The sequence below is a fragment of the Rheinheimera sp. A13L genome (assembly GCF_000217935.1).
Classification (GTDB): domain Bacteria; phylum Pseudomonadota; class Gammaproteobacteria; order Enterobacterales; family Alteromonadaceae; genus Pararheinheimera.
In genome coordinates this window covers 14,239-35,252 of the sequence record NZ_AFHI01000007.1, presented here as the reverse complement: position 1 = coordinate 35,252, position 21,014 = coordinate 14,239, and the positions used below count along the sequence as shown (strand labels likewise).

Below are 21,014 nucleotides of genomic sequence, written 5' to 3'. Positions count from 1 at the left end.
GCGGTTTTTATTTGCAGCCATCCATGGCGCTCACCCTGTCGGGCCATCGTCGCTTCGCTTATGTGGACTCCCCCTTGTCAACAACATTAATATCAATGAAAGAATAAATGCGTGCTTATGTACGAGCTCTAATTGGGTAGCTATCCCTGGCTCTATGATATTTACGCGAACTTGTTGTCAAATCTCGATAGCGAGCTAAAAGCTCTGAGCGAAGCACTGACTAAACAAGCTGATTTTCATCTTTTATCGAGCATTATCGTTGTTTGACAAACCTTGTTTAAGCAGCCAAAAGTTCTGCTTTATATTCTGTTCCATTCGCTAGCATGGCAAAGGCAGTTCTTACTGTTTTATTGGCCAACGCAACAGCAGTGCAGCGCTTCCCCCTACGTTCGACCATTTGTTGTATCCATAGGTCTTTCTTTGTTTTTGCCGTACGTCGGGTTGCATGGTTAACTGCTGACATGGCGCCACTCACCAAGCAGCTTCTAATCGTGTTATTTTGAACGTACTTACCCACAGAGCCGAGTTTCACTTTACCACCGGAAGTATGTTGAACTGGGGTTAAACCAATGCAGGCAGAAGCATCCCGGCCTTTTTTAAATTGCCCCATTTCCCCACAACCGAGAGCAATATAGGGATTGATCGCATTCAGTGGGCCAACGCCTTCCAATGCTTGTAAAGTTTTACAAATCACATGCTGATTTGCCGCTTTCTCTAAATAACTATCATATTTGTGTATCGCTTCAATGCTGAGTAGGAGTTGCTGCCATCCAGTATTTAACGCTTCCCGAAAGACCATGGAGAAGCCATTTTCAGCATCTTCCAGAACTCCCTGAACGACACGGCTTAAGCCGCCTTGGCTGGGTGACACCCTGATATTAAATTCTAATAATAAAGATTTAATCTGATTTTGCATCGCCACTTTATGTTTAACGGCAAGTTCTCGTAAGCGAGCTAACGTTTGGAGTTCTTGTTGCTCTTTTGATTTACCGTTAATAAATGAAACATCAGTGAGTTGAGCAGCTTGAGCAACGGCTAAGGCGTCATTTTTATCCGTTTTTTGGTTTTGTCTCACACTGGCAACAAGTTTGGCTGAAATAAGTCGTGCATCATGCCCATGTGTTAGCGCGATTTGTTTCCAATAATTTGATGTGCTGCATGCCTCAAATACAATAGTCATGGGTTTTGATGAAGCTAACCAAGAAGCAAATTGTGTCGGTGTCTGCGCCCGATTAGACTGCACCTTGTTGTGTTTACAAACACAAACCTGAATTTCTTCTTTTGCTAAATCAACACCTGCGATTATATTGTGCATGTTGGACTCCAAAATATTTTTGTGTGAGAACTAAAATATTAACCCAGCTCTATGAGCTGGGGGAGTCCAATTATCTCCAATGTTCACAAAACAGCAGGATAGCTGTTTTGCACAGCTTTAGCTGCCGAAGGCGAACATCATGGACGATGTGAGTGACAAAACAGCAGGATAGCTGTTTTGCACAGCTTTAGCTGCCGGAGGCGAACATCAAGGACGATGTGAGTGACAAAACAGCAGGATAGCTGTTTTGCACAGCTTTAGCTGCCGGAGGCGAACATCAAGGACGATGTGAGTGTAAATCGCTCCAGGCGATTTTGTTTTTTCGGCTCCAAAACCACCTACTTCATTAGGTGGTTATCATCAAACAGGCTTTACCTGAAACTTTGTTCGTATTTTTCTTGTAGGCTATACGAAGCTTGGGTTAGGCATTAAGTTTTTAGGTTTAAACTCAATAAAAAGTAACTGATGATGTGGTCACTCTTTGACTCGATAAAAGGCCCCTTTGAGAGGCTTCACGCAAAGCCACCATCTTCAGAAGGTGGTTTCTTTACTTGTATCCGATAAGCTGTACTTACCTTTATCACCTTGTCACAGCTGTAACGGCTGGTTATTATGTTGCCATATATAATATAACCTTTAGTTATATGGGGCGAATCATGCAAAAGTCTGTCATCCGGCCACAAGAAATTTATCTGGACAATAATGCCACCACAGCGGTGTTGAGTTGTGCTGCAGCAGCTGTTCAGCATACGATGCAGCAGTGTTTTGGTAATCCCAGCAGCAGCCACAGCACAGGTATTAAAGCCAAAGTGGAGCTCGAAAGCACCAGACAACTGGCTCGTCAGCTGATTGGCGCAGGATCGGGTGACATCGTTTTTACCTCAGGTGCCACTGAAGGCATTCAGAGTTCTATTTTCTCCGCTTTGTTGCATGCCCGCATGTCCGGAAAAACAGGATCCACTTTTAGCTTATTGTACGGGGCCACTGAACACAAAGCTGTGCCTCAGAGCCTTGAACACTGGAACCATGTGTTGCAGCTGGGCGCGACTATTAAAGCTATTCCGGTCGATCAGCATGGCCTGTTGGATTTTGACTTTATTCGTGCACAACTGCCAAACACCCTGCTTATTTGCACTATGGCTGCCAATAACGAGACAGGTGTAAAGCAGGACCTTGCCGCTTTGCAGCAACTCATCCGTGCCGTTGCCCCAGACGTTTTGTGGATGGTGGACTGTGTGCAGGCTCTTGGCAAAATGCCATTGCAGCTCGAACAAATGACCATAGACTACGCGCCCTTTAGTGGTCATAAACTCTATGCTCCCAAAGGCATAGGGTTTTTGTATGTACGCAAAGGTACGCCTTATCAGCCATTATTAGCAGGCGGCGGGCAAGAGAGTGGTTTGCGTTCAGGTACTGAAAACTTACCAGGTATTGCAGCCTTGCAGGCGATATTTCAGCAACTGAAATTAAAAGAAGGTTCGGTCTTTCAGCCAGAACAGCAACTGTGGCTTTATCGTGATCAACTGCTGTCCGCCCTGCGCCAGGTCTTTCCTGATCTGGTTCTGAACAGTGACAGGCCTTATATAGTCCCTACCACCATCAACTTCTCTGTGCCGGGTTTTGCCAGCAAAGACATTATGGATTTGTTTGATGCCGCTGGTATTCGTGTTAGCTCTGGCTCGGCTTGCAGCTCTAAAATTCCGACCAGTTTTGTGCTGAATGCAATGGGTTTACCCTTGTGGCGTAGTCAGGGCGCTATTCGTTTATCCTTTGGCCCGGCTATGACAGCAGAGGAGTGTCAGCAAGCCTGCAAGGCTATTCTGGCACTAAAGGTGGTGGTTAATTCCTGTTGTCTGGTATTAAGTGACGCCAGCAGTACAGAGCTGCAGCCATTAGCAGGCTTAGTGCAGTTAAAACATGAAGATTTATGCAGCTATTTGCTGGTGTCGGCCGAAACTTCTGAAGTTATTATTATTGATGCTGTATTGCCTCTGGCCAGCCGGATCGCGCTTTTGGTGCAGGGCCATCAGTTAAAAGTGCGGGCTATTCTGGATACGCATTTGCACAAAGATCATCCGTCGGCCCGGCCTGAACTGGTGACCTTATTAGCTGATCTGATGGGTGACGCAAATACCACTACGCTCGGCTGGCCTTTGACCGAACCCCGTATAAAGATGGGCGCATATCAGCTGGAAACCGTGGCAACGCCTGGTCATAGCCCTGAAGCCGTGACTATTCTGGTAAGGCAATTTGCAGAACAAAAACAGCAGCAGAAATTTGCTTTGGTTGGCGATTTTATTCTGCCGGGTGGCACAGGCCGGCTGGATTTACCAGGTGGTGACAGCCAGGCGTTTCGCCAGAGTTTGCGCGCTTTGAGCCAGCAGCTTGAACCTCAAACCTTATTATTATCCAGTCATGATTATGCCCAGCGCTTTTTCACACGCTGGGATCTGATGTTGCAGGAGCAGCCAGTGTTGCAACAGGTGCTGAATACTGAAGATACAGCAGAACTGTGGTTAAGCGAGTTACAGCGTCAAACCGACTGGCTGCACCAGCAATCAGGGCATTTTTGTGGCGTGGTGGAAGTCTGTGCATCCGACGCCACAGCTGTCATTGATAAAGATCAAATTGCTGCCTTGATACAACAGTATCCAAACTTACAGATCTGGGATGTACGTGAACCTCACGAGCAGGCCGCTGGCGCTTTGTCCGTGTATTTGCCGGATTTAGTCTGTAAGGAAGTGCCTTTGTCGGCATTAGTACAGCAGGTGGCAGAGCAGCACAGCGATCATCATCAAATGGAACAGCAGCCAACATTATTGGTTTGTCGTTCAGGAAATCGAAGTTTATTAGCCGCCAAAGTGCTTAACAGGGCAGGCTTTGAGCTGGTGTTTAACTTAAAAGGTGGAGTGGCTTTGTTAGCCTGAACTTTTGGTTTTCGTACTTAGCTTCGACAGATAGACGGGCGACCATAAAGGTCGCCGCAACAGCCAGCACCTGTTTAGTAAAACAGATGCTGTAGAGGGTTTAACAAACGTGTTAAGCCTTTTTTAAACTTCAGTGGTGCTGTTAATACCGACAAACACAAACAATCTTCGCTCATGGTGCGTGGCGTATGAGTATGGTCTGGTGTATTAATCAATAAATCACCTTCACCATAACAACCCGATTCGTCGTAGATTTTACCTTTAAGGACTAAGGTGATTTCCAAACCCAAATGAGTATGTTGTGGCACTTCGCTGTCTTTACGAATATAAAGTAAAGACACATTGTGTTGGTCTTCACCTGCCAGCTTTGCCGAGCTGATCCCACCTAAATTTAACCACTTCAGCTTGTTTTTCAGCAGCGGCTTTAGCGAAGCTGGTAATAAAATTTCACTATTCTGAATTTGTACTGCAAAAGGCTGCCGTTGGGTCAGCTGCGCTGCAACTTCTGGTTGATCGGTAATAAAATCCAACATCTGTTGCCAGTCAGTTTCTGCGCTTTGTGCCTGAGGTAAGGCGGCCAAATGTGCCCCGGCTTCAGCTTCCAAATCCATCTTAATGCGTTGACAATGTGGGCACAGATCCAGGTGTGCTGCAATAGCCAGGCTTAATTCAGGGGCCAGACTGGCTTCAATATACTGTTCCAGCAGCTCCAGCGCCGGGTGATGTTTAACTGCGTGGATCATCAATGGCCTCTCTTAATCTGTCGAGCGCAAGGCGAATACGGGATTTGACTGTGCCCAAAGGAATAGCCAGTTCTTCCGATACTTCCTGATGCGATTTTTCCTCTAAATACACTTTTTCCATCACATCACGCTGCGCTGGAGGCAGTTTGGCAAAATGGGGTGCAACTTTTTCCGCCAGCAACCATAAGTCCCATTCGTTGCTGTCCGTTCCTTCCTGTTCCGGATAATCGCCATCAAAAAACAAATCGTCGGCAGAGAGTTCATCTTTACGGCTTTGTTTTTTGCGTAACATATCAAAACGTACATTACGGGCAATAGTAAAAATCCAGGTCGAAGCACAACCACGGCTGGCGTCAAAGAGCCTGGCCTTTTGCCACACATTCAACATAGTGTCCTGCACCATTTCCATGGCTTGTTGCTCATTACCAAACATTTTTAAGCCAAAAGCTTTTAAACGTGGTGCAAAGTAACTGAACAACTGTGAATAAGCTTTTTTATCGCGATCCACTGCAATAAAAGTTAAAGCTTGTTCCCACTGCGCATTATCTGGTGGTTGAACTGACATAGATCCTTGAATACCGGGCCTCTGATAATTCCTGTCATCATGCCTTTGAACTGATGTTGGATCCAACATTATTCCAATCCTGTCTGTATCATTTTTGCCTGTGCTTTATTTACGCTGTGGATTCAACTTTAGATTGGTTTAAAAAATAGAAAGGTTTCTTCGTTTTATTCTGATTTTTTGTCGAAAAAATAAAATGTATTCTGTTTTTACTAACTCGACAGGAGAAATCACCATGGCACATGTATTAGTAATTAATAGTTCGATAAGCGGCGACAAAGGTCAATCAACTCAGCTAAGTCAGCAATTCTTAGCTTCTTTACCCGCAGGTTTCAGCACTGAAACTCTGGATCTGGTGCAGGACAGCTACCCCCATTTGACTATGACAGAAATGGCCGCCTGGATGACTCCAGAGTCAGACCGTAGCGATGAACAAAAAGCTTTGGCTGCTTTATCTGACCAGGCTGTTGCTCAAATTAAAAAGGCTGACGCTATTGTGATTGGCGTTCCTATGTACAACTTTGGTATTCCAAGTCAGTTAAAGGCCTATTTTGATCGTCTGGCTCGAGCCGGCGTGACCTTTAAATACACTGAAAGCGGCCCTGTAGGCCTGCTGCAAGACAAACCAGTCTTTATTTTTGCCACCCGCGGCGGTTTGTATCAGGGCACGGCATTGGACTCACAAACTCCGTTTCTCAATACAATACTGAACTTCATGGGTTTAAAAGATTTAAACTTTATCTATGCTGAAGGCTTAAATATGGGCCCGGAAAGCGCTGAAAAAGCACTTTCTGCCGCAAAAGCCCGTATCGCTGAATTAGCTCCGGCAGTAGCTGCTTAACGAGGCTGTTGGTTTTTTCTGTACTCACTCTGTTTCCCACAAGCTTTGGCCACTTTCAATAAGTGGCCTTTTTTTAGAAAATTCTGCTTTTGTGTTGTTATTTAAGGACTTTCTTCACTTAGGGTTTGGTAACTCTGGCTGCTCTGAATTATGCTAGGTAAAACTAATGCCTCAGGGAGAGCATGCTTTGGCAACTATTCAATCTCAACATAAATGGCGTTTTTTCCGATCCGGTGGTTTTGATCAGGTGGCGCTGGACTCTGCTGCAGATCTGCAGCATTTAACTGAACTAGACCCCAAACTCTGGACAGTATTGAACTGTCCTACCACTGGCCTTGAATTTGACTGCCGGACTCTGGCTTTGTTGGATCAGGATGGTGATGGCCAAATCCGGGTGCCGGAAATTCTCTCTGCTGTGCGCTGGAGTTGTGAGCGGGTGCTGGATGCGGAAATCATGTTTAAGGCGCCAGGTTTACCGCTGAGCGCCATTAAGGATCAGGATGCTGAAGGCGCTAACCTCAAAGCTGCTGCGCTGCGTGTGCTGGAAATCACAGGTAAAACGGAAGCCGACCCCTTGCAGGTTACTGATCTGGCTGATAAGACACTGCTGTTTTCGCCCCATCATTTTAATGGCGATGGTGTGGTCATGGCCGAATTGACCGCAGATCCCGAGCTGGTGCAGCTGATCACTGAAATTATTCAGACTCAGGGCGGACAGCCGGATCGTAGTGGTGGTTTGGGGATCCACAGTGATAGCCTGAATGCGTTTTACCAACAAGCTGCTGCCGTGGTGGACTGGCATGCCGCAGCTGATCCTGCTGATCCGCTGTTTTGTCCTTTAGCTGATAAAACAAATGATGCTGTTGCTGCTTTTGAAGCGGTTAAAGCCAAGGTAGATGACTTTTTTGTTCGCTGTCAGTTGGCCGCTTTTGATAATCGTGCTGCTGAAGCCTTAAATCCTGCTGTTGCTGTGTATGACTTATTAAGTAATAAAGCCATTAGTAGCAGTGACAAGGATGTTGCGGCTTTGCCTTTAGCCGCTATTGCTGCGGGGCAATCCTTACCGCTGGGCGAAGGCATTAATCCGGCCTGGGCCAGTGCGATGAGCCAATTTAAACTCCTGGTCGTTGACCCTTTGCTGGGGAGCAAAAGTAAAACGAAAGCCGCTCATTTAACAGCGGAGCAGTGGAAAAGTATTTGCCAGCAGTTAGAGCCGTGGCGTCTGTGGCAAGCAGCTAAACCTGATACCAGCTTGCATCAACTGGCTGCGGAGCGTTTGCAGGCTATAGTGGCTGGCGATGGCAAAGCCAGGCTTGAAGCCTTAATTGCTCAGGATCGTTCTGCATCGGTATTTGCTGATAACGTCGACGCCGTCGAACGTTTAGTGCGATATCAACGTGATTTAGTCACCTTGTTACGTAACTTTGTGTCTTTAAGTGATTTTTATCAAAGTAAAAACAAAGCTATTTTTCAGATAGGAACCTTGTATCTGGATCAGCGCAGCTGTGAGCTGGTACTCAAAGTGTCTGATATGGCGCGTCATGCCACTATGGCACCTTTTAGCGGTTGTTATCTGGTGTATTGTACCTGTGAGCGAAAAGGTGAAGCCCCGTTGCAGATAGTAGCGGCTTTGACCGGAGGAGATGTAGACGAATTAATGGTACCAGGCCGGAACGGTGTGTTTTACGACAGACAAGGCCGGGACTGGCGGGCCATGGTGACTAAAGTGGTGGCTCAGCCTGTCAGTATTGGTCAGGCATTCTGGTCTCCTTACAAAAGGGTGGCTGCATTTATCGAAAGCCAGATACAAAAGTTTGCTGCCTCACGCGATAAAGATATTGAAACCAAAACCAACACTGGTGTCACTGCAGTTGCCGCAGCTCCAGCGCCGGCAACACCTGCTGCCGCTGGTTTTGATATTGCTAAGTTTGCCGGTATTTTTGCGGCTATGGGTTTAGCCGTAGGAGCTATTGGTACTGCTTTGGCTGCGATGATAGCCGGGCTTTTTTCGCTGGTCTGGTGGCAAATTCCGCTGGTGATAGCTGCTGTGTTCATACTGATCTCAGGGCCTTCGATGTTGATGGCTTTTTTAACCTTGCGTCGGCGTAATTTGGGGCCATTGCTGGATGCGAATGGCTGGGCGGTGAACACCAGAGCTAAAATTAATGTGCCTTTTGGTGCTGCTTTAACAGGACTGGCTCGTTTGCCTGCGGGCGCAAAACGCAGCTTAGCCGATCCTTTTGCTGAGAAAAAACGGTCTTGGGGAACTTTGCTGATCCTGTTGCTGGTTTTAGCTGGTGCTGTGTTCTGGTGGTTCAAACTGAATTAAGATTGTTTGTTGTATCTGGCCTGCGAAGTCATTTCGCAGGCTGTTTTTCTCTGATGCTTTTCCATTTATCGCCTGCCACCAGCCATTAAACCTATGCTATTCACACAACTCTTGGTCTTTGGCTTATTTCTTTGTATAAAGAGCTTACAACCACCACTAAAAAAGAATATCAATGAAAACAAAACCATGGTTAGTAGCGGCTTTTGTCGCGGCAAGTTTTATCGGTTCTGCGGTTGCTGCAGAACCTCAAACCTATCAGCTCAGTCCTGTCAGTGTAAAAGCGCCGGAAAATGCAGCCCATGCGCCTTTCACTATGGAACAAATTATGGCGCATCCGGACTGGTTAGGTCGTCCGGCTGAAGGGGCTTATTGGGCAGATAACAACAGTCAGTTGTATTTTCAGCAAAAACGTCAGGGCTCAGAAATTCGGGACTGGTATAGCTTAAAAGCGGAGCAGGGCGCTTTGGCAACAGCAGTGCCTATGGCCGACTGGCATTTAATGGGATCGGCGCGCACTGTGTACAGTCAGGATGGCAAATCGCTGGCTTATTTGTTTGAAGGCAATGTGTTTGTTAAACATCAGGGCAAGTTAACGCAAGTGACACGAAGCTCAACCCGTTATGACGAAGTGCAGTTTTTAGCGGATGGCCGTTTGGTATTCCGTGCTGGCTGGACTTATCAGGTGCTGGATTTAAACAGCGGTGCTGTCACTGAACTGGTTAGCCTGAAAAATGCGGATAAACCAGCGGCCCCTAAAGTAGAAACTTCCTATCTGGCGCAAGAACAGCACAAACTCATCGACTTTGTTGCTTTGACGCATAAAAACAAAGCAGAACAGTTTGAACAGCGGCAGTTACTGGCGGCGCAAAACCATGCGCTGGCGATTCAGGCTGTTTATCTGAATAAAGACAAGCGCATTGCATCGGCCAGCCTCTCTCCAAAAGGCGATATGTTGCTGGTCGCGTTAGCGGATAAAGGCGAATGGCGTGATAAAACTGACATTATGCCCAACTACATCACAGCTTCTGGTGATATAGCAGCTGAAGAAGTACGTCGTCGTGTGGCGGATCAAAAACCTCAATCGCACCAGTTGTTTCTGGTTGATGTGAAAACTCAGCAGGCAACAGAGCTGAAATACAACGACTTACCTGGTTTTGATGAAGATGTGCTGGCGGCTGTGAAAGCAGAAAATGCCAAAGCACAGGGCAAAACTTATCAGTCGAAAAAAGCGCCTCGAGCTATTGAACTGATCAATGACTGGAGCTGGAATCAATCTGCTATTCAATGGCACAGCTCAGGTTCACAAGTGGCAGTGATGCTCAAAGCCTGGGATAACAAAGACCGCTGGCTGGCGACAGTAGATTTTGCGAAGAAGCGTCTGGTGAATCAGCACAGATTGCATGATGATGCCTGGATTAACTACAGCTTTAATGACTTTGGCTGGTTAAGCCAAAAAGAGTCTTTGTATTACCTGTCAGAAGAATCAGGTTATGCCCATCTGTATGTTAAACCCGTCAATGGCACTGCAAAAAAACTGACAGCCGGTACTTTTGAAGTCAGTAATCCGCGTTTAACTAAAAACGATCAGTACCTGTATTTCAAAGGCAATATCAGCCATCCTGGCATTTACGAAGTGTATCGTGTCAATTTAGCTTCAGGCCAGCTGGAGCAAATGACAGCGCTCAAAGGCTCGGCTGACTATCAGTTATCACCGGATGAAAACAAGCTGCTGCTGACCTGGTCCAACACTGTAACGCCACCAGAGTTATATCTGATGGACAACAAACCTAAAGCCAAAGTCAGCCGTTTAACTCATACAGTGTCAGCAGAGCTGATGGCGTTAAACCTTGCTGCACCACAAGTAGTTGCTGTGCCATCCAGCCATGGTAAACAGCCTGTGTTTTCTAAGCTTTATTTGCCAAAAGATTATCAGCAGGGTGAAAAACGCCGCGCTGTAATTTTTAACCATGGTGCCGGTTATCTGCAAAACAGTGACTTGGGCTGGTCTGGTTATTTCCGTGAATACCTGTTCCACAATCTGTTGATCCAGCAAGGTTATGTCGTATTGGATATGGATTACCGTGCATCAAAAGGTTATGGCCGTGACTGGCGTACAGCTATTTACCGCCAGATGGGTACCCCTGAAACTCAGGATTTAGTTGATGGTGTGAAGTACCTGGTGGCGAATGCTCATGTTGACCCACAACGTGTAGGTACTTATGGTGGCTCTTACGGTGGCTTTATGACCTTTATGGCCTTGTTCACTGAACCTGATCTGTTTAAAGCAGGTGCGGCTTTACGTCCTGTCAGTGACTGGGCCTATTACAACCATGGCTATACCTCAAACATTCTGAATACCCCTGATGTAGACCCAATAGCTTATCGTCGTAGTTCGCCGATTTACTTCACTGAAGGATTAAAAGGCAAGCTGTTGATTAATGCGCCTATGGTGGATGACAACGTGTTTTTCCAGGATGTGGTGCGTTTAGTGCAACGTTTGATTGAGCATGAAAATGCCAACTTTGAGACTGCGATTTATCCGGTAGAACCTCATGGTTTCCGTCAGCCAAGCAGCTGGCTGGATGAATACAAACGTATCTTCCGCTTATTTGAACAAGAGCTTTAACAGGATCAGGGTCAGAGCTTTTGCTCTGACCCTACTCAAAATCTGGTTCCAACTCAAAACGTAACAGCTGCGAAGAATACGGCTGGTACACTTCTAAACATAAAGCCTGTAATAACAATCGTGGTGCTGCGGCATAAGCTTCATCATGAGCATAAAAAGCATCGCCTAAAATGGGATGTCCCAGGCTTTGCATATGCACCCGTAATTGATGCGAACGTCCCGTCACTGGACGAAGTTCCACTAAACTGCTTTGGCCATCAAAACTTAAACGTTGAAAATGCGTCAGAGCGGCTTTGCCGGTTTTTTCACAGATTTTTTGCAGAGGAGGTTTGGCTGCATCTGCGATCAGCGGGGCATTCACCATGCCTTGTTCGGCAATTTCACCCCAGACTCTGGCGCGGTAAATTTTTTTCACTGAACGTGAGGCAAACTGTTGTTTCAGTGCTGCTTCCGCTTTACGACGCAGCGCAAACACCACTAAACCTGAAGTGCTCATATCAAGGCGATGCACTAATTGAGCGAGTGGGAATTGCTGCTGCACCCGGCTTAATAAGCAGTCCTGCATCTCTTCAGCACGGCCAGGATTGGTTAATAAGCCACTGGGTTTATTCACGACCAGAATGTCTTTATCCAGATACAAAATATCCAGCCAGGGTTCGGCTGGTGGGTTATACACAAAAGGCCTTTGCATCCACTCACTCTTATTAATACAGATGGTTAGTACAGATATAGCTACTGCAGTTATGACGTCAATTCTGGCATACTAGCGCCAACTTTGTATCTAGTTATTTAAAATGACAATGACGTTAAATGATTTGGCAATTTTACCCGCGACCACAGAAAAATGGCTGTTAGTCTATCAGGATGAACATCTGCTGGTGGTGAATAAGCCTGCGCATTTATTAACAGTGCCGGGGCGGCATCCACAAAATCAGGATTGCCTGATAAGCCGCGTGCAACTGGAATTCCCCTCTGCATCCGTGGTACATCGATTGGATTATGACACTTCGGGTTTATTGGTGTTACCTCTGACGAAAAAAGCGCTGACGACGATCAGCAAAGAGTTTCAAAGCAGGGGTACAAAAAAGATTTATCAGGCTGTGGTGACCGGTGTACCAGAGCCTTCAGAAGGTACAGTGGATAAAGCTATAGCGGCTGACGCTGACAACAGGCCTTTGTATAAAATCAGCGCAGAGGGTAAAGCCTCTGTAACGCACTACAAAGTGCTGAGCTTGTTACCACAGCAGCAAGCCTCTTTAGTGCAATTAGAGCCTGTCACAGGGCGCTCTCATCAATTACGGCTGCATATGCAAAGCATAGGGCATGCCATTTTAGGTGATCCATTTTATGCAAGCCAAGCGCAGCAACAGCAAAGCAGCCGTTTACTATTGCATGCAACTGTACTGGAATTTACTCACCCACAAAGCGGGCTCTTGATGAGCTTTACTGCTGAACCTGACTTTTTGCAGGCTTTGTGCTGACAAGATACAGCAGCCCCAGCAGCAGACCACAAATCACCCCATACAAATGAGCGTCTATGGCCACATTGGCGTCTATTAAGGCGGCCAGCTCCATGTCTGGTCCTTGCCACTGCTCATAGGTGACTTTGGCTATCACACCCAGCAGAATAAGCCAGCCGGACTGGACTTTATGTCGAATATCGAGCAAAGCACCGACGGTAATAAAACAGTGCAACCAGCCGGATAAACCGACATAAATCTGGATTTGTGGGCTGAACAGATACAGAAGCAGGCTGATCCCCAGACAACCTGACAGCAGCAACAACACAAAAGATTTCAGTTGGTAATGCAGCTGATGCAACATCAGCATCAGCAACAAAGCGCCCAGATTCATCACTAAATGCCAGTGATTGCTGTGCAGTAAATGACCGGTGAAAGAGCGCCATACTTGCTGTGGCTGAGCTCTGTGGTATTCCAGTACTGAACGGGCAGCCTCCGGCAGCAGATGCAGCAGTACCAGCGAGGCTGCAAAAACCAGCAGAGCGTAGTGAAAAGAAGAAAAGGCGCGAAAATTCATCAACATCATCATTCACAGTATAGAAATGCTGCTATGCAAAAGCATTCGTCGCTTCAGGTCAAGGCTTTTAACGTGAAAACTGAGATCAGTCATTGATCCAACTGGCCCGACTAGGTAAGGTGAAGGTCTGTAAGAGGTAGGAAAAATAATGATAACAACTAAACCCGTCGTACTTGAAGTCTCAGCTTTGTTGACTGCGCTCACTCGCCCCAATCACATAAGAAAGCTATGTTCATGGGGTCTCTCTCACTGGTCGCCGCGCTGCAACATCAATTACTTAGGCTTGAAGTTTAATTTTCGGGTCCTGACAGCGGCATTGCTGTTCAGCAGTTCTGCTTTATTTGCTACAACAACAGATCCTGAAGCCACCACGGCTATAGAACAAAAACAACTGATCACAGCCAAACATTATATGGCTTCTGCCGCGAATCCACTGGCGGTCAAAGCGGGCGAGCACATTCTTGCCAAAGGTGGCAGTGCAGTGGATGCAGCTATTGCTATGCAACTGATGTTGGGGCTGGTGGAGCCTCAAAGCTCAGGTATTGGTGGTGGTTTATTTTTGCTGCACTGGAACAAGCAGCAGGCCAAATTAACTTCTATTGATGGTCGTGAAACTGCACCATCTTCAGCCGGGCCAGATTTGTTTGTTGAACAAGGCCAGTTGATGCGCTGGCGTGATGCTTTTGTTGGCGGCAAGTCTGTTGGGGTTCCTGGTGTGATTAAAGCGCTGGAGCAGGCTCATCAGCAGCATGGTGTATTGCCATGGGCTGAGCTTTTTGCGCCCGCTATTCAAACTGCAGAGCAGGGGTTTGTGGTATCGCCCCGTTTAGCTGGTTTGTTAAAAGCCAACTGGAATCCGGGTTTAACTAAGTTTCCTGACACTGCGACTTATTTTACAACCGATGACCAGTGGCTGCAGGCAGGCTTTGTCCGGAAAAATCCGGATTATGCGGCTTTACTGAAGCGCATCGCCAAAGAGGGCAGCAAGGCGTTTTATCAGGGGGACAATGCCAAAGCTTTGGTGGCTGCAGTGCAGCAAGCTCCTGTTAATGCAGGCAATATTAGCCTGAAAGATTTAAGTTCTTACCAGACTAAACAGCGTGAGCCTATCTGCATCCCTTACCGGCAGTTTAAAATTTGCAGCATGGCACCGCCCAGTTCTGGTGGTTTGGCTGTATTGCAAATGATGGGCATGCTGGCGCATCAGCCCATGGCAAGATTCAAACCCAACTCAGTGGAAGCTATTCACTTGATCAGTCAGGCTGGCAAACTGGCTTTTGCCGACCGTGAACGTTTTGCTGCCGATCCGGATTTTGTGAAGGTTCCGGTGCAAGGTTTATTGGCTGCTGATTATTTAAAACAACGCTCAGGCTTATTGACTGCGCCAGAAGGCGGGCCTGCTGTGGCCGGCGAACCTGAAGGTGTAGAACCTCTGGCGTCAGGCAGCGCTATTGAGTTTGCCAATACCAGCCATTTATCTGTAGTCGATAGCAAAGGCAACGCGGTCAGTATGACCAGTAGTATTGAAAACGCCTTTGGTTCTGGTTTATTGGTCAATGGCTATCTGCTGAACAATCAGCTGACCGACTTTTCGCTGCAGGCCAAAGTAGATGGCTATTGGGTGGCGAACAGAGTGGAAGCCAACAAAAGACCACGTTCTTCGATGGCTCCTGTGATGGTGTTTGACCAGAAAGGCAAACTGATTTATATCACAGGCTCACCTGGGGGCAGCCGTATTATCAATTACGTGGCCCATAATTTAGTAGCTGTACTGGATTGGAAGTTGGATGCCCAACAAGCCGCCAATTTACCGCGTTTTACTCACAGAAATGACGGCTTAGTGCTGGAGCAAAATACCAATTTAAGCCAGTTGGTTCCTGCCTTGCTGGTACTTGGATACCAACCTAAATTAGCCGACTTAAACAGCGGCATTCATGCCATTGAGATTAAAAACACCCATTTGGAAGGTGCTGCCGACCCACGCCGTGAAGGCATAGCAGCTGGCCAGTAGCCTAAAAGGATCAGAACAAAAATGAGTATTGATGTAGCACTGGATCAGGGCGTTTTAACTCTTAGCCTGAACAGACCGGATAAAAAAAATGCGCTCAACAAGCTGATGTATCAGCAATTAGTGCAGCAGTTACAGCAGGCAGCACAAAATGATGAAATCAAGGTCGTGTTGCTGCAAGGCTCAGCAGAGTGCTTTTCTTCAGGCAATGATTTAGCCGACTTTCTACAAAGTGGTGAGCTCAACGACGCTCATCCTACAGTGATGTTTTTGTATGAAATGGCAAAGTTTCCTAAGCCTGTAGTGGCTGCTGTGGCAGGCCTGGCTATTGGTATAGGAACTACAGTGCTGCTGCATTGTGATTTGGTCTACAGCACGTCCGATTGCCGTTTCCAACTGCCTTTTACTCAGTTGGGGTTATGCCCGGAAGCAGGTTCCAGTCTGTTATTACCTTTACTGATTGGGCATCAGCGAGCCAGCAGTATGTTATTGCTGTCGGAAGCTATAGATGGCAACGAAGCGTACCGTTTGGGTCTGGTTAATCAGCTGGTCGACAAAGAAAATCTGTTGGAGTTTGCGCTTAACAAAGCGAAAAAGCTGTCTGCTTTACCTGCAGATGCAGTACAAAGCAGTAAAAAACTGATGAAAAGCGGCAGTGCAGTGAAGCAGGCGATAGAACTGGAATTGGCTGATTTTAGTCGTTTACTCAAAGGTCCTGAATGCCAACAGGTTATACAGCAGTTTTTTAAACGTTAAGCTGATAAAAACAAAGGGCGGGTTTTGTGCCCGCCCGTCTTTTATTCGATCCTATGTCGAGACCTTACTACACTGCGGTTCTGGAGTAAGGATCCGATTTAACCCCTTCCACCAGCCACTGGCCGTCTTCTTTGACCATTTTGACCACACGCAGTTCTATCTTCTTATTACCATTGCTTTTGCCTTCAAACAACATGGTAATTTCAGCTGTATTGCCGTATTGCTCCCGCAGATTTTTGCCGGTACGGTCAATGCTGATATTTACTTCATCAAAACTCATGTTATACAAAGTTCGCACTACGCCTCGGGTATTGCCATATGCATCCAAAATACGGGCATAGGATTTAGTGCTTAGTGCTTTGGCTCTCTCTAAATCTTTGGTGGTGTATAAAGAATGAAAAAATTCGCCAGCAGCGAATTCAGGGGAACCTAAGTCCGCATTCACTTTGGGTGCTTCTTCAGAGCAAGCTAATAACAGCAGCGAAAATAACAGCACTAAAATTTTTTGCATTCGTCTTACTCAAAGTAGATGTTCGGCTTACAGTCTGGGGAAATCTGGGGCAAAAGTAAAGAAAAAGGCCACAAAAGTGGCCTCGGTTTAAATCTAAGGTATTGATTAAGCTTGTAATTCGCTTTCTGTAAAAAAGTCAGCAAATAAAGCGCTGGATAAATAACGTTCTGTTGAGCTTGGAATAATCACCACAATGTTTTTACCGGCATTTTCTGGCAGCTCAGCCAGGCGCTTGGCGGCAACTACGGCTGCACCTGAAGAAATGCCAGCCAGAATACCTTCTTCTTTCATCAGACGGTGTGCCATAGCTATGGCTTCGTCGTTGCTCACTGTCTCTACCGCATCAATAATGGATAAATCCAGGTTGCCCGGAATAAAACCAGCGCCTATGCCCTGAATTTTATGTGGACCAGGTTTAATTTCCTGGCCAGCACGGGCCTGGCTTATCACAGGTGAATCGACCGGCTCTACCGCCACACTGATCAGCGGGTGTTTTTTTTCTTGCTTAATATAACGGCTAACACCAGTAATAGTACCGCCAGTACCTACACCAGCCACGAAGATATCGATGTTGCCATCTGTGTCATTCCAAATCTCAGGACCTGTAGTGTCAAAATGGATTTGTGGGTTGGCCGGATTTTCAAACTGTTGCAGCAACACATATTTATCCGGCTCTGATGCCAGAATCTCTTTGGCTTTTTCAATAGCGCCTTTCATGCCTTTTGCGCCTTCGGTCAGCACTAAATTGGCGCCAAGGGCCTTAAGCAACTTACGGCGCTCTAAACTCATGGTCGCGGGCATGGTCAGAGTTAAAGCATAACCACGGCTTGCCGCAACAAAAGCTAAAGCTATGCCTGTGTTACCAGAAGTAGGTTCGATAATTTCTTTACCAGGGCCTAACAGACCTTTTTTCTCAGCATCCCAAATCAAAGCGGCACCTAAGCGGCATTTCACAGAGAAGCTTGGGTTACGGGATTCAATTTTGGCAAATACATTGGCACCAGATGTGACGCGCTTCAAGCGCACCAGAGGAGTGTTACCAATAGACAGTGAGTTATCTTCGTAGATCTTTGACATAATAAAAAACCTTCAGGGTCTGATGAATGGTTATAAGAATACTCGGGCTTAGTTAAAACGAAAGAAAAGATTTGATATAAGATATTCCCATCTAACAACAATGAAGCAGTACAGATGATTTTTCAAAGCACAGAACACTATATTTTATCGCCTGAACTGGCGCTGGCCGTGAATGCCGCAGTCACCTTAGAAAAACCTTTATTGATCAAAGGAGAGCCTGGTACGGGCAAAACCCGTTTAGCTGAGGAGCTGGCAGCAAGTTTAGGCACTGATTTGATTAACTGGCAAATCAAATCCACCAGTAAAGCGCAGCAAGGTTTGTATGAATACGATGCAGTGTCACGCTTGCGGGATGGTCAGTTGGGCAGCGAGCGGGTGGCGAACATCAGTAACTACATTAAGCCGGGTAAACTCTGGACCGCCTTTACCGCAGCAAAGCGCCCAGTGCTTTTGATCGACGAAATCGACAAAGCCGATATCGAGTTTCCAAACGACTTGTTGCACGAACTGGATCGCATGTCTTTTGATGTGTACGAAACAGGTGAGCGCATCAGCGCACAGCAGCGGCCTATAGTGGTTATTACCTCAAACAACGAAAAAGAGCTACCAGACGCTTTTCTTCGCAGATGTTTTTTTCACTACATCCGCTTTCCCGACAAAGACACTTTAACTCAAATAGTGCTGGCGCATTTTCCGACCTTGCAGGCCGATCTACTGACAGCAGCACTGGAGGTATTTTTTGATTTACGTGCAGTGGATGCGTTAAAGAAAAAACCTTCGACTTCTGAATTGCTGGATTGGTTAAAACTGTTATTGGCTGAGCAAATAGCGCCATCTGTGCTGCAAGATAAACAGCATCAGGGCGGTTTAATGCCTTTGTATGGCGCATTACTGAAAAACGAGCAGGATGTGGCTTTGCTGGAAAAACTGGCCTTTATGGCTCGTCGCGCTGGCCGTTGATATGCTGATTTCGTTTTTTTTAACTTTACGCAAATACGGCCTGAAATCCAGCATCACTGAGCTGCTGGATTTACTTAAGGCGCTGCAGCAGCAACTTATTTTTGCAAGTACAGATGATTTTTATCTGCTGGCCCGTTTGTGTCTGGTCAAAGATGAAAGCCAGTACGACAAATTTGACAGGGCTTTTGCAGAATACTTTGAAGGGGTCGAGAGTCTGGATTTAGCTGCGCTTATTCCGGATCACTGGCTGCTGCCAGGACTTATTCGTCAGTTGTCGGAGGAAGATAAAGCTAAACTGGCTTCTTTAGGCGGGCTTGAGCAGTTGCTGGAGCAATTTAAACAGCGTTTAAAAGAACAACAGGAAAAACACGCCGGTGGTAATAAATGGATAGGCACGGGCGGCTCATCGCCTTTTGGTGCTTATGGTTTTCACCCTGAAGGCATAAGAGTTGGGCAGCAGGGCAGTGGGCAGCGCCGAGCGGTCAAAGTATGGGACAAACGTGATTTTAAAGACTTTGATCAAAATGCAGAGTTAAATCACAGAGCTATGCAATTGGCGCTTCGCCAGCTACGTCGTTTTGCCCGCACCGGACAAGCCACAGAGCTGGATTTAAACGGCACTATAAAAGCCACTGCTCAGCAAGCGGGCTGGCTGGATTTGCAGTTTCAACCAGAGCGGCACAATGCGGTTAAAGTGCTGATGTTTTTTGATATAGGTGGTTCCATGGATGATTACATTCATGAGTGCGAGCAGCTGTTTGCTGCAGCCCGCACTGAATTTAAACATCTGGAGTTTTTCTATTTTCATAACTGCCCTTACGAGCAGGTATGGCGCACTCATCAAAGGCGTGCCGCTGATGCCGTCTCTATAACTCAGCTTTTGCAGACGTATCACAGTGACTACAAAGTGATTTTTGTTGGCGACGCCACTATGGGGCCTTATGAAATTACTTATCCGGGCGGCAGTGTGGAGCACTTTAACCCCGAATCCGGAGAAGTCTGGCTAAAACGCCTGTTGGCGCATTTTTCCAATGCGGTCTGGCTCAACCCCCAACCTCAAGCCTGGTGGGGTCATTATCATTCCATTGCCATTATGCAAAAGCTGATGCAAAACCAGATGTATGGCATGACGCTGGACGGTTTAAGTGGTGCTATCCGGAATTTATCAAAGCGGCATTGAAAAGGTGCTGTGAACTGATTAAAGTGATTTATCAATCAAGCTTATTAATCAAGCATTTACAGGACTTTTAATGCAGCAGGAACAGCCAGAACATCAGGACCTAAGAGAAGTAGCGCCTGACACCTTTGTCGACGAAACCGGCCACCAGTTAACCAAAAAAGAAGTACGGGAAATAGTCACACCTCATGCTTTTGTGGTGTCGGATGAATTGATAGGTCAGCCTTTGGCTAAACCTCTGCGCCGTGGTCTGGCTATAGGCATAGATGGGGTTATTATCAGTGGCCTCGCGTCTGCCAGCCTGATTTTTGTGTTACCCACTATGCTGTATCTCTGTTGGAACAGATACAAAGCGAAAAAGACAAATCATCTGCTGCTGATGGTACTGGCGACCTTGTGTATGCTGCTTACGCTGAACTGGGCACCACAGCTTTTGCAGGAAAAAGAGACAACCTCATCCGCTGATTTGAACTTAACTCCGCATGCAGGTGCTGAACTGGCCAAAGTGTCGATAGAGTTGTCCGCCAAAGCTTGTGATGAAGTTTGTGTTGAAGACAAAATAAAATCGCTGGCGCTTGAGTTACAGGAGTCAGGTGTTACCACTGAACATCAGCGCGATTTGCTCGATGGTGTGTTGGATATCACAGAACTTAAAGGCGCTGAAAAACGAGCCTTGCTGGATAAATACGTGGCTGAACCACAAGTGGTTGCAGAGCAAGTGACGACTGCGCCTGTTACAAAGCCAGCGAAGGAAGAGTCTTATTCAGTGCTGGATAAACTGAAAAACTCTGATTACAGCCTAATCAAATGGGTGAAGGGTATACTGGCCGACTTTGGTTTAGGTTTTGGTTGGGCTATGGCTTATTTTACCTTTTACACCAGTTGGAATAATGGCCAGACCATAGGCAAGCGGCTGACCCGTATTCGGGTTGTGCAATTGGATAACCAGCCATTAAGCCTTTGGGCTTCCTTTAGCAGACAGGGCGGTTATGGTGCTGGTCTTGCGACAGGTCTGGTTGGTTTCGCGCAGATACTCTGGGATCCAAACCGTCAGGCTATACAAGACAAAGTCGCCAGCACTGTAGTGCTATATACCCTTCCTACTTGAAGCCGCAGCGTTGTTGACTGCGCGTCCTCGCCCCAGT

Annotated in this window: 17 protein-coding genes; 10 read left to right on the top strand and 7 right to left on the bottom strand. The window is 46.7% G+C overall.

What is annotated here, in order from left to right:
- Nucleotides 1-277: 277 nt before the first annotated feature.
- A complete protein-coding gene (locus RHEIN_RS04760) occupies nucleotides 278-1,315 on the bottom strand; it encodes an IS110 family transposase (protein ID WP_008897840.1) in 1,038 nt (345 codons plus the stop codon).
- Nucleotides 1,316-1,971: 656 nt separating this feature from the next.
- On the opposite strand from RHEIN_RS04760, the gene RHEIN_RS04755 reads away from it, so the two are divergent.
- Nucleotides 1,972-4,242: an aminotransferase class V-fold PLP-dependent enzyme gene (locus RHEIN_RS04755; RefSeq protein WP_008897839.1), complete on the top strand. Its 2,271-nt coding sequence runs from the start codon at nucleotides 1,972-1,974 to the stop codon at nucleotides 4,240-4,242.
- A gap of 74 nt (nucleotides 4,243-4,316) precedes the next feature.
- On the opposite strand, the gene RHEIN_RS04750 is transcribed toward RHEIN_RS04755, so the two are convergent.
- Nucleotides 4,317-4,985, bottom strand: coding sequence for a ChrR family anti-sigma-E factor (locus RHEIN_RS04750; protein ID WP_008897838.1), 669 nt, complete (start codon nucleotides 4,983-4,985; stop codon nucleotides 4,317-4,319).
- The gene (locus RHEIN_RS04745; protein ID WP_040554534.1) at nucleotides 4,969-5,550 is read right to left on the bottom strand and encodes a sigma-70 family RNA polymerase sigma factor; all 582 of its coding nucleotides are present in this window, start codon (nucleotides 5,548-5,550) and stop codon (nucleotides 4,969-4,971) included. Before RHEIN_RS04745 ends, RHEIN_RS04750 begins: the two co-directional genes overlap by 17 nt.
- Nucleotides 5,551-5,782: 232 nt before the next feature.
- Between RHEIN_RS04745 and RHEIN_RS04740 the strand changes: the two genes are divergently transcribed.
- From RHEIN_RS04740 to RHEIN_RS04730, 3 genes are all read left to right on the top strand, one after another.
- Entirely contained in the window at nucleotides 5,783-6,388 is a 606-nt protein-coding gene (locus RHEIN_RS04740; protein WP_008897836.1) for an FMN-dependent NADH-azoreductase, read from the top strand.
- Between the two features lie 187 nt (nucleotides 6,389-6,575).
- Nucleotides 6,576-8,717 carry a hypothetical protein gene (locus tag RHEIN_RS04735; protein ID WP_202797775.1) on the top strand — a complete coding sequence of 714 codons (2,142 nt, stop codon included), beginning with the start codon at nucleotides 6,576-6,578 and terminating at the stop codon, nucleotides 8,715-8,717.
- 172 nt (nucleotides 8,718-8,889) lie between these two features.
- Nucleotides 8,890-11,343, top strand: coding sequence for a S9 family peptidase (locus tag RHEIN_RS04730; RefSeq protein WP_008897834.1), 2,454 nt, complete (start codon nucleotides 8,890-8,892; stop codon nucleotides 11,341-11,343).
- Between the two features lie 31 nt (nucleotides 11,344-11,374).
- Here RHEIN_RS04730 and RHEIN_RS04725 read toward each other — a convergent pair whose 3' ends face one another.
- Nucleotides 11,375-12,034, bottom strand: coding sequence for an RluA family pseudouridine synthase (locus RHEIN_RS04725; protein ID WP_008897833.1), 660 nt, complete (start codon nucleotides 12,032-12,034; stop codon nucleotides 11,375-11,377).
- 103 nt (nucleotides 12,035-12,137) lie between these two features.
- On the opposite strand from RHEIN_RS04725, the gene RHEIN_RS04720 reads away from it, so the two are divergent.
- Nucleotides 12,138-12,824, top strand: coding sequence for an RluA family pseudouridine synthase (locus RHEIN_RS04720; protein WP_008897832.1), 687 nt, complete (start codon nucleotides 12,138-12,140; stop codon nucleotides 12,822-12,824).
- Here RHEIN_RS04720 and rrtA read toward each other — a convergent pair.
- On the bottom strand, nucleotides 12,787-13,380 hold the full coding sequence (gene rrtA, locus RHEIN_RS04715; RefSeq protein WP_050801150.1) for a rhombosortase: 594 nt from the start codon (nucleotides 13,378-13,380) through the stop codon (nucleotides 12,787-12,789). The two genes, RHEIN_RS04720 and rrtA, sit on opposite strands and share 38 nt — an antisense overlap.
- A 283-nt stretch (nucleotides 13,381-13,663) precedes the next feature.
- Between rrtA and ggt the strand changes: the two genes are divergently transcribed.
- Nucleotides 13,664-15,391, top strand: a complete 1,728-nt coding sequence (gene ggt / locus RHEIN_RS04710) for a gamma-glutamyltransferase (RefSeq protein WP_040554532.1) — start codon at nucleotides 13,664-13,666, stop codon at nucleotides 15,389-15,391.
- A gap of 21 nt (nucleotides 15,392-15,412) precedes the next feature.
- On the top strand, nucleotides 15,413-16,144 hold the full coding sequence (locus RHEIN_RS04705; protein WP_008897829.1) for an enoyl-CoA hydratase-related protein: 732 nt from the start codon (nucleotides 15,413-15,415) through the stop codon (nucleotides 16,142-16,144).
- A gap of 67 nt (nucleotides 16,145-16,211) precedes the next feature.
- Here RHEIN_RS04705 and RHEIN_RS04700 read toward each other — a convergent pair whose 3' ends face one another.
- Both RHEIN_RS04700 and cysK read right to left on the bottom strand, forming a co-directional pair.
- Nucleotides 16,212-16,655 (bottom strand): hypothetical protein, encoded by a 444-nt coding sequence (locus RHEIN_RS04700; protein WP_008897828.1) that lies wholly within the window; start codon nucleotides 16,653-16,655, stop codon nucleotides 16,212-16,214.
- Nucleotides 16,656-16,760: 105 nt separating this feature from the next.
- Nucleotides 16,761-17,732 carry a cysteine synthase A gene (gene cysK, locus RHEIN_RS04695; protein WP_008897827.1) on the bottom strand — a complete coding sequence of 324 codons (972 nt, stop codon included), beginning with the start codon at nucleotides 17,730-17,732 and terminating at the stop codon, nucleotides 16,761-16,763.
- A gap of 114 nt (nucleotides 17,733-17,846) precedes the next feature.
- Between cysK and RHEIN_RS04690 the strand changes: the two genes are divergently transcribed.
- The 3 genes from RHEIN_RS04690 (at nucleotide 17,847) to RHEIN_RS04680 (ending at nucleotide 20,977) form a co-directional block, all read left to right on the top strand.
- Nucleotides 17,847-18,692, top strand: a complete 846-nt coding sequence (locus tag RHEIN_RS04690) for an AAA family ATPase (RefSeq protein ID WP_008897826.1) — start codon at nucleotides 17,847-17,849, stop codon at nucleotides 18,690-18,692.
- 1 nt (nucleotide 18,693) lies between these two features.
- Nucleotides 18,694-19,872, top strand: a complete 1,179-nt coding sequence (locus RHEIN_RS04685; RefSeq protein ID WP_040554531.1) for a vWA domain-containing protein — start codon at nucleotides 18,694-18,696, stop codon at nucleotides 19,870-19,872.
- Between the two features lie 70 nt (nucleotides 19,873-19,942).
- On the top strand, nucleotides 19,943-20,977 hold the full coding sequence (locus RHEIN_RS04680) for an RDD family protein (protein WP_008897824.1): 1,035 nt from the start codon (nucleotides 19,943-19,945) through the stop codon (nucleotides 20,975-20,977).
- Nucleotides 20,978-21,014: the final 37 nt, after the last annotated feature.

Bases quoted from the DNA above. Each gene is read 5' to 3' on its own strand.
- RHEIN_RS04760 (WP_008897840.1), bottom strand. From the start codon at position 1,315: ATGCACAATATAATCGCAGGTGTTGATTTAGCAAAAGAAGAAATTCAG.
- RHEIN_RS04755 (WP_008897839.1), top strand. From the start codon at position 1,972: ATGCAAAAGTCTGTCATCCGGCCACAAGAAATTTATCTGGACAATAAT.
- RHEIN_RS04750 (WP_008897838.1), bottom strand. From the start codon at position 4,985: ATGATCCACGCAGTTAAACATCACCCGGCGCTGGAGCTGCTGGAACAG.
- RHEIN_RS04745 (WP_040554534.1), bottom strand. From the start codon at position 5,550: ATGTCAGTTCAACCACCAGATAATGCGCAGTGGGAACAAGCTTTAACT.
- RHEIN_RS04740 (WP_008897836.1), top strand. From the start codon at position 5,783: ATGGCACATGTATTAGTAATTAATAGTTCGATAAGCGGCGACAAAGGT.
- RHEIN_RS04730 (WP_008897834.1), top strand. From the start codon at position 8,890: ATGAAAACAAAACCATGGTTAGTAGCGGCTTTTGTCGCGGCAAGTTTT.
- RHEIN_RS04725 (WP_008897833.1), bottom strand. From the start codon at position 12,034: ATGCAAAGGCCTTTTGTGTATAACCCACCAGCCGAACCCTGGCTGGAT.
- RHEIN_RS04720 (WP_008897832.1), top strand. From the start codon at position 12,138: ATGACAATGACGTTAAATGATTTGGCAATTTTACCCGCGACCACAGAA.
- rrtA (WP_050801150.1), bottom strand. From the start codon at position 13,380: ATGAATTTTCGCGCCTTTTCTTCTTTTCACTACGCTCTGCTGGTTTTT.
- RHEIN_RS04705 (WP_008897829.1), top strand. From the start codon at position 15,413: ATGAGTATTGATGTAGCACTGGATCAGGGCGTTTTAACTCTTAGCCTG.
- RHEIN_RS04700 (WP_008897828.1), bottom strand. From the start codon at position 16,655: ATGCAAAAAATTTTAGTGCTGTTATTTTCGCTGCTGTTATTAGCTTGC.
- cysK (WP_008897827.1), bottom strand. From the start codon at position 17,732: ATGTCAAAGATCTACGAAGATAACTCACTGTCTATTGGTAACACTCCT.
- RHEIN_RS04690 (WP_008897826.1), top strand. From the start codon at position 17,847: ATGATTTTTCAAAGCACAGAACACTATATTTTATCGCCTGAACTGGCG.
- RHEIN_RS04685 (WP_040554531.1), top strand. From the start codon at position 18,694: ATGCTGATTTCGTTTTTTTTAACTTTACGCAAATACGGCCTGAAATCC.
- RHEIN_RS04680 (WP_008897824.1), top strand. From the start codon at position 19,943: ATGCAGCAGGAACAGCCAGAACATCAGGACCTAAGAGAAGTAGCGCCT.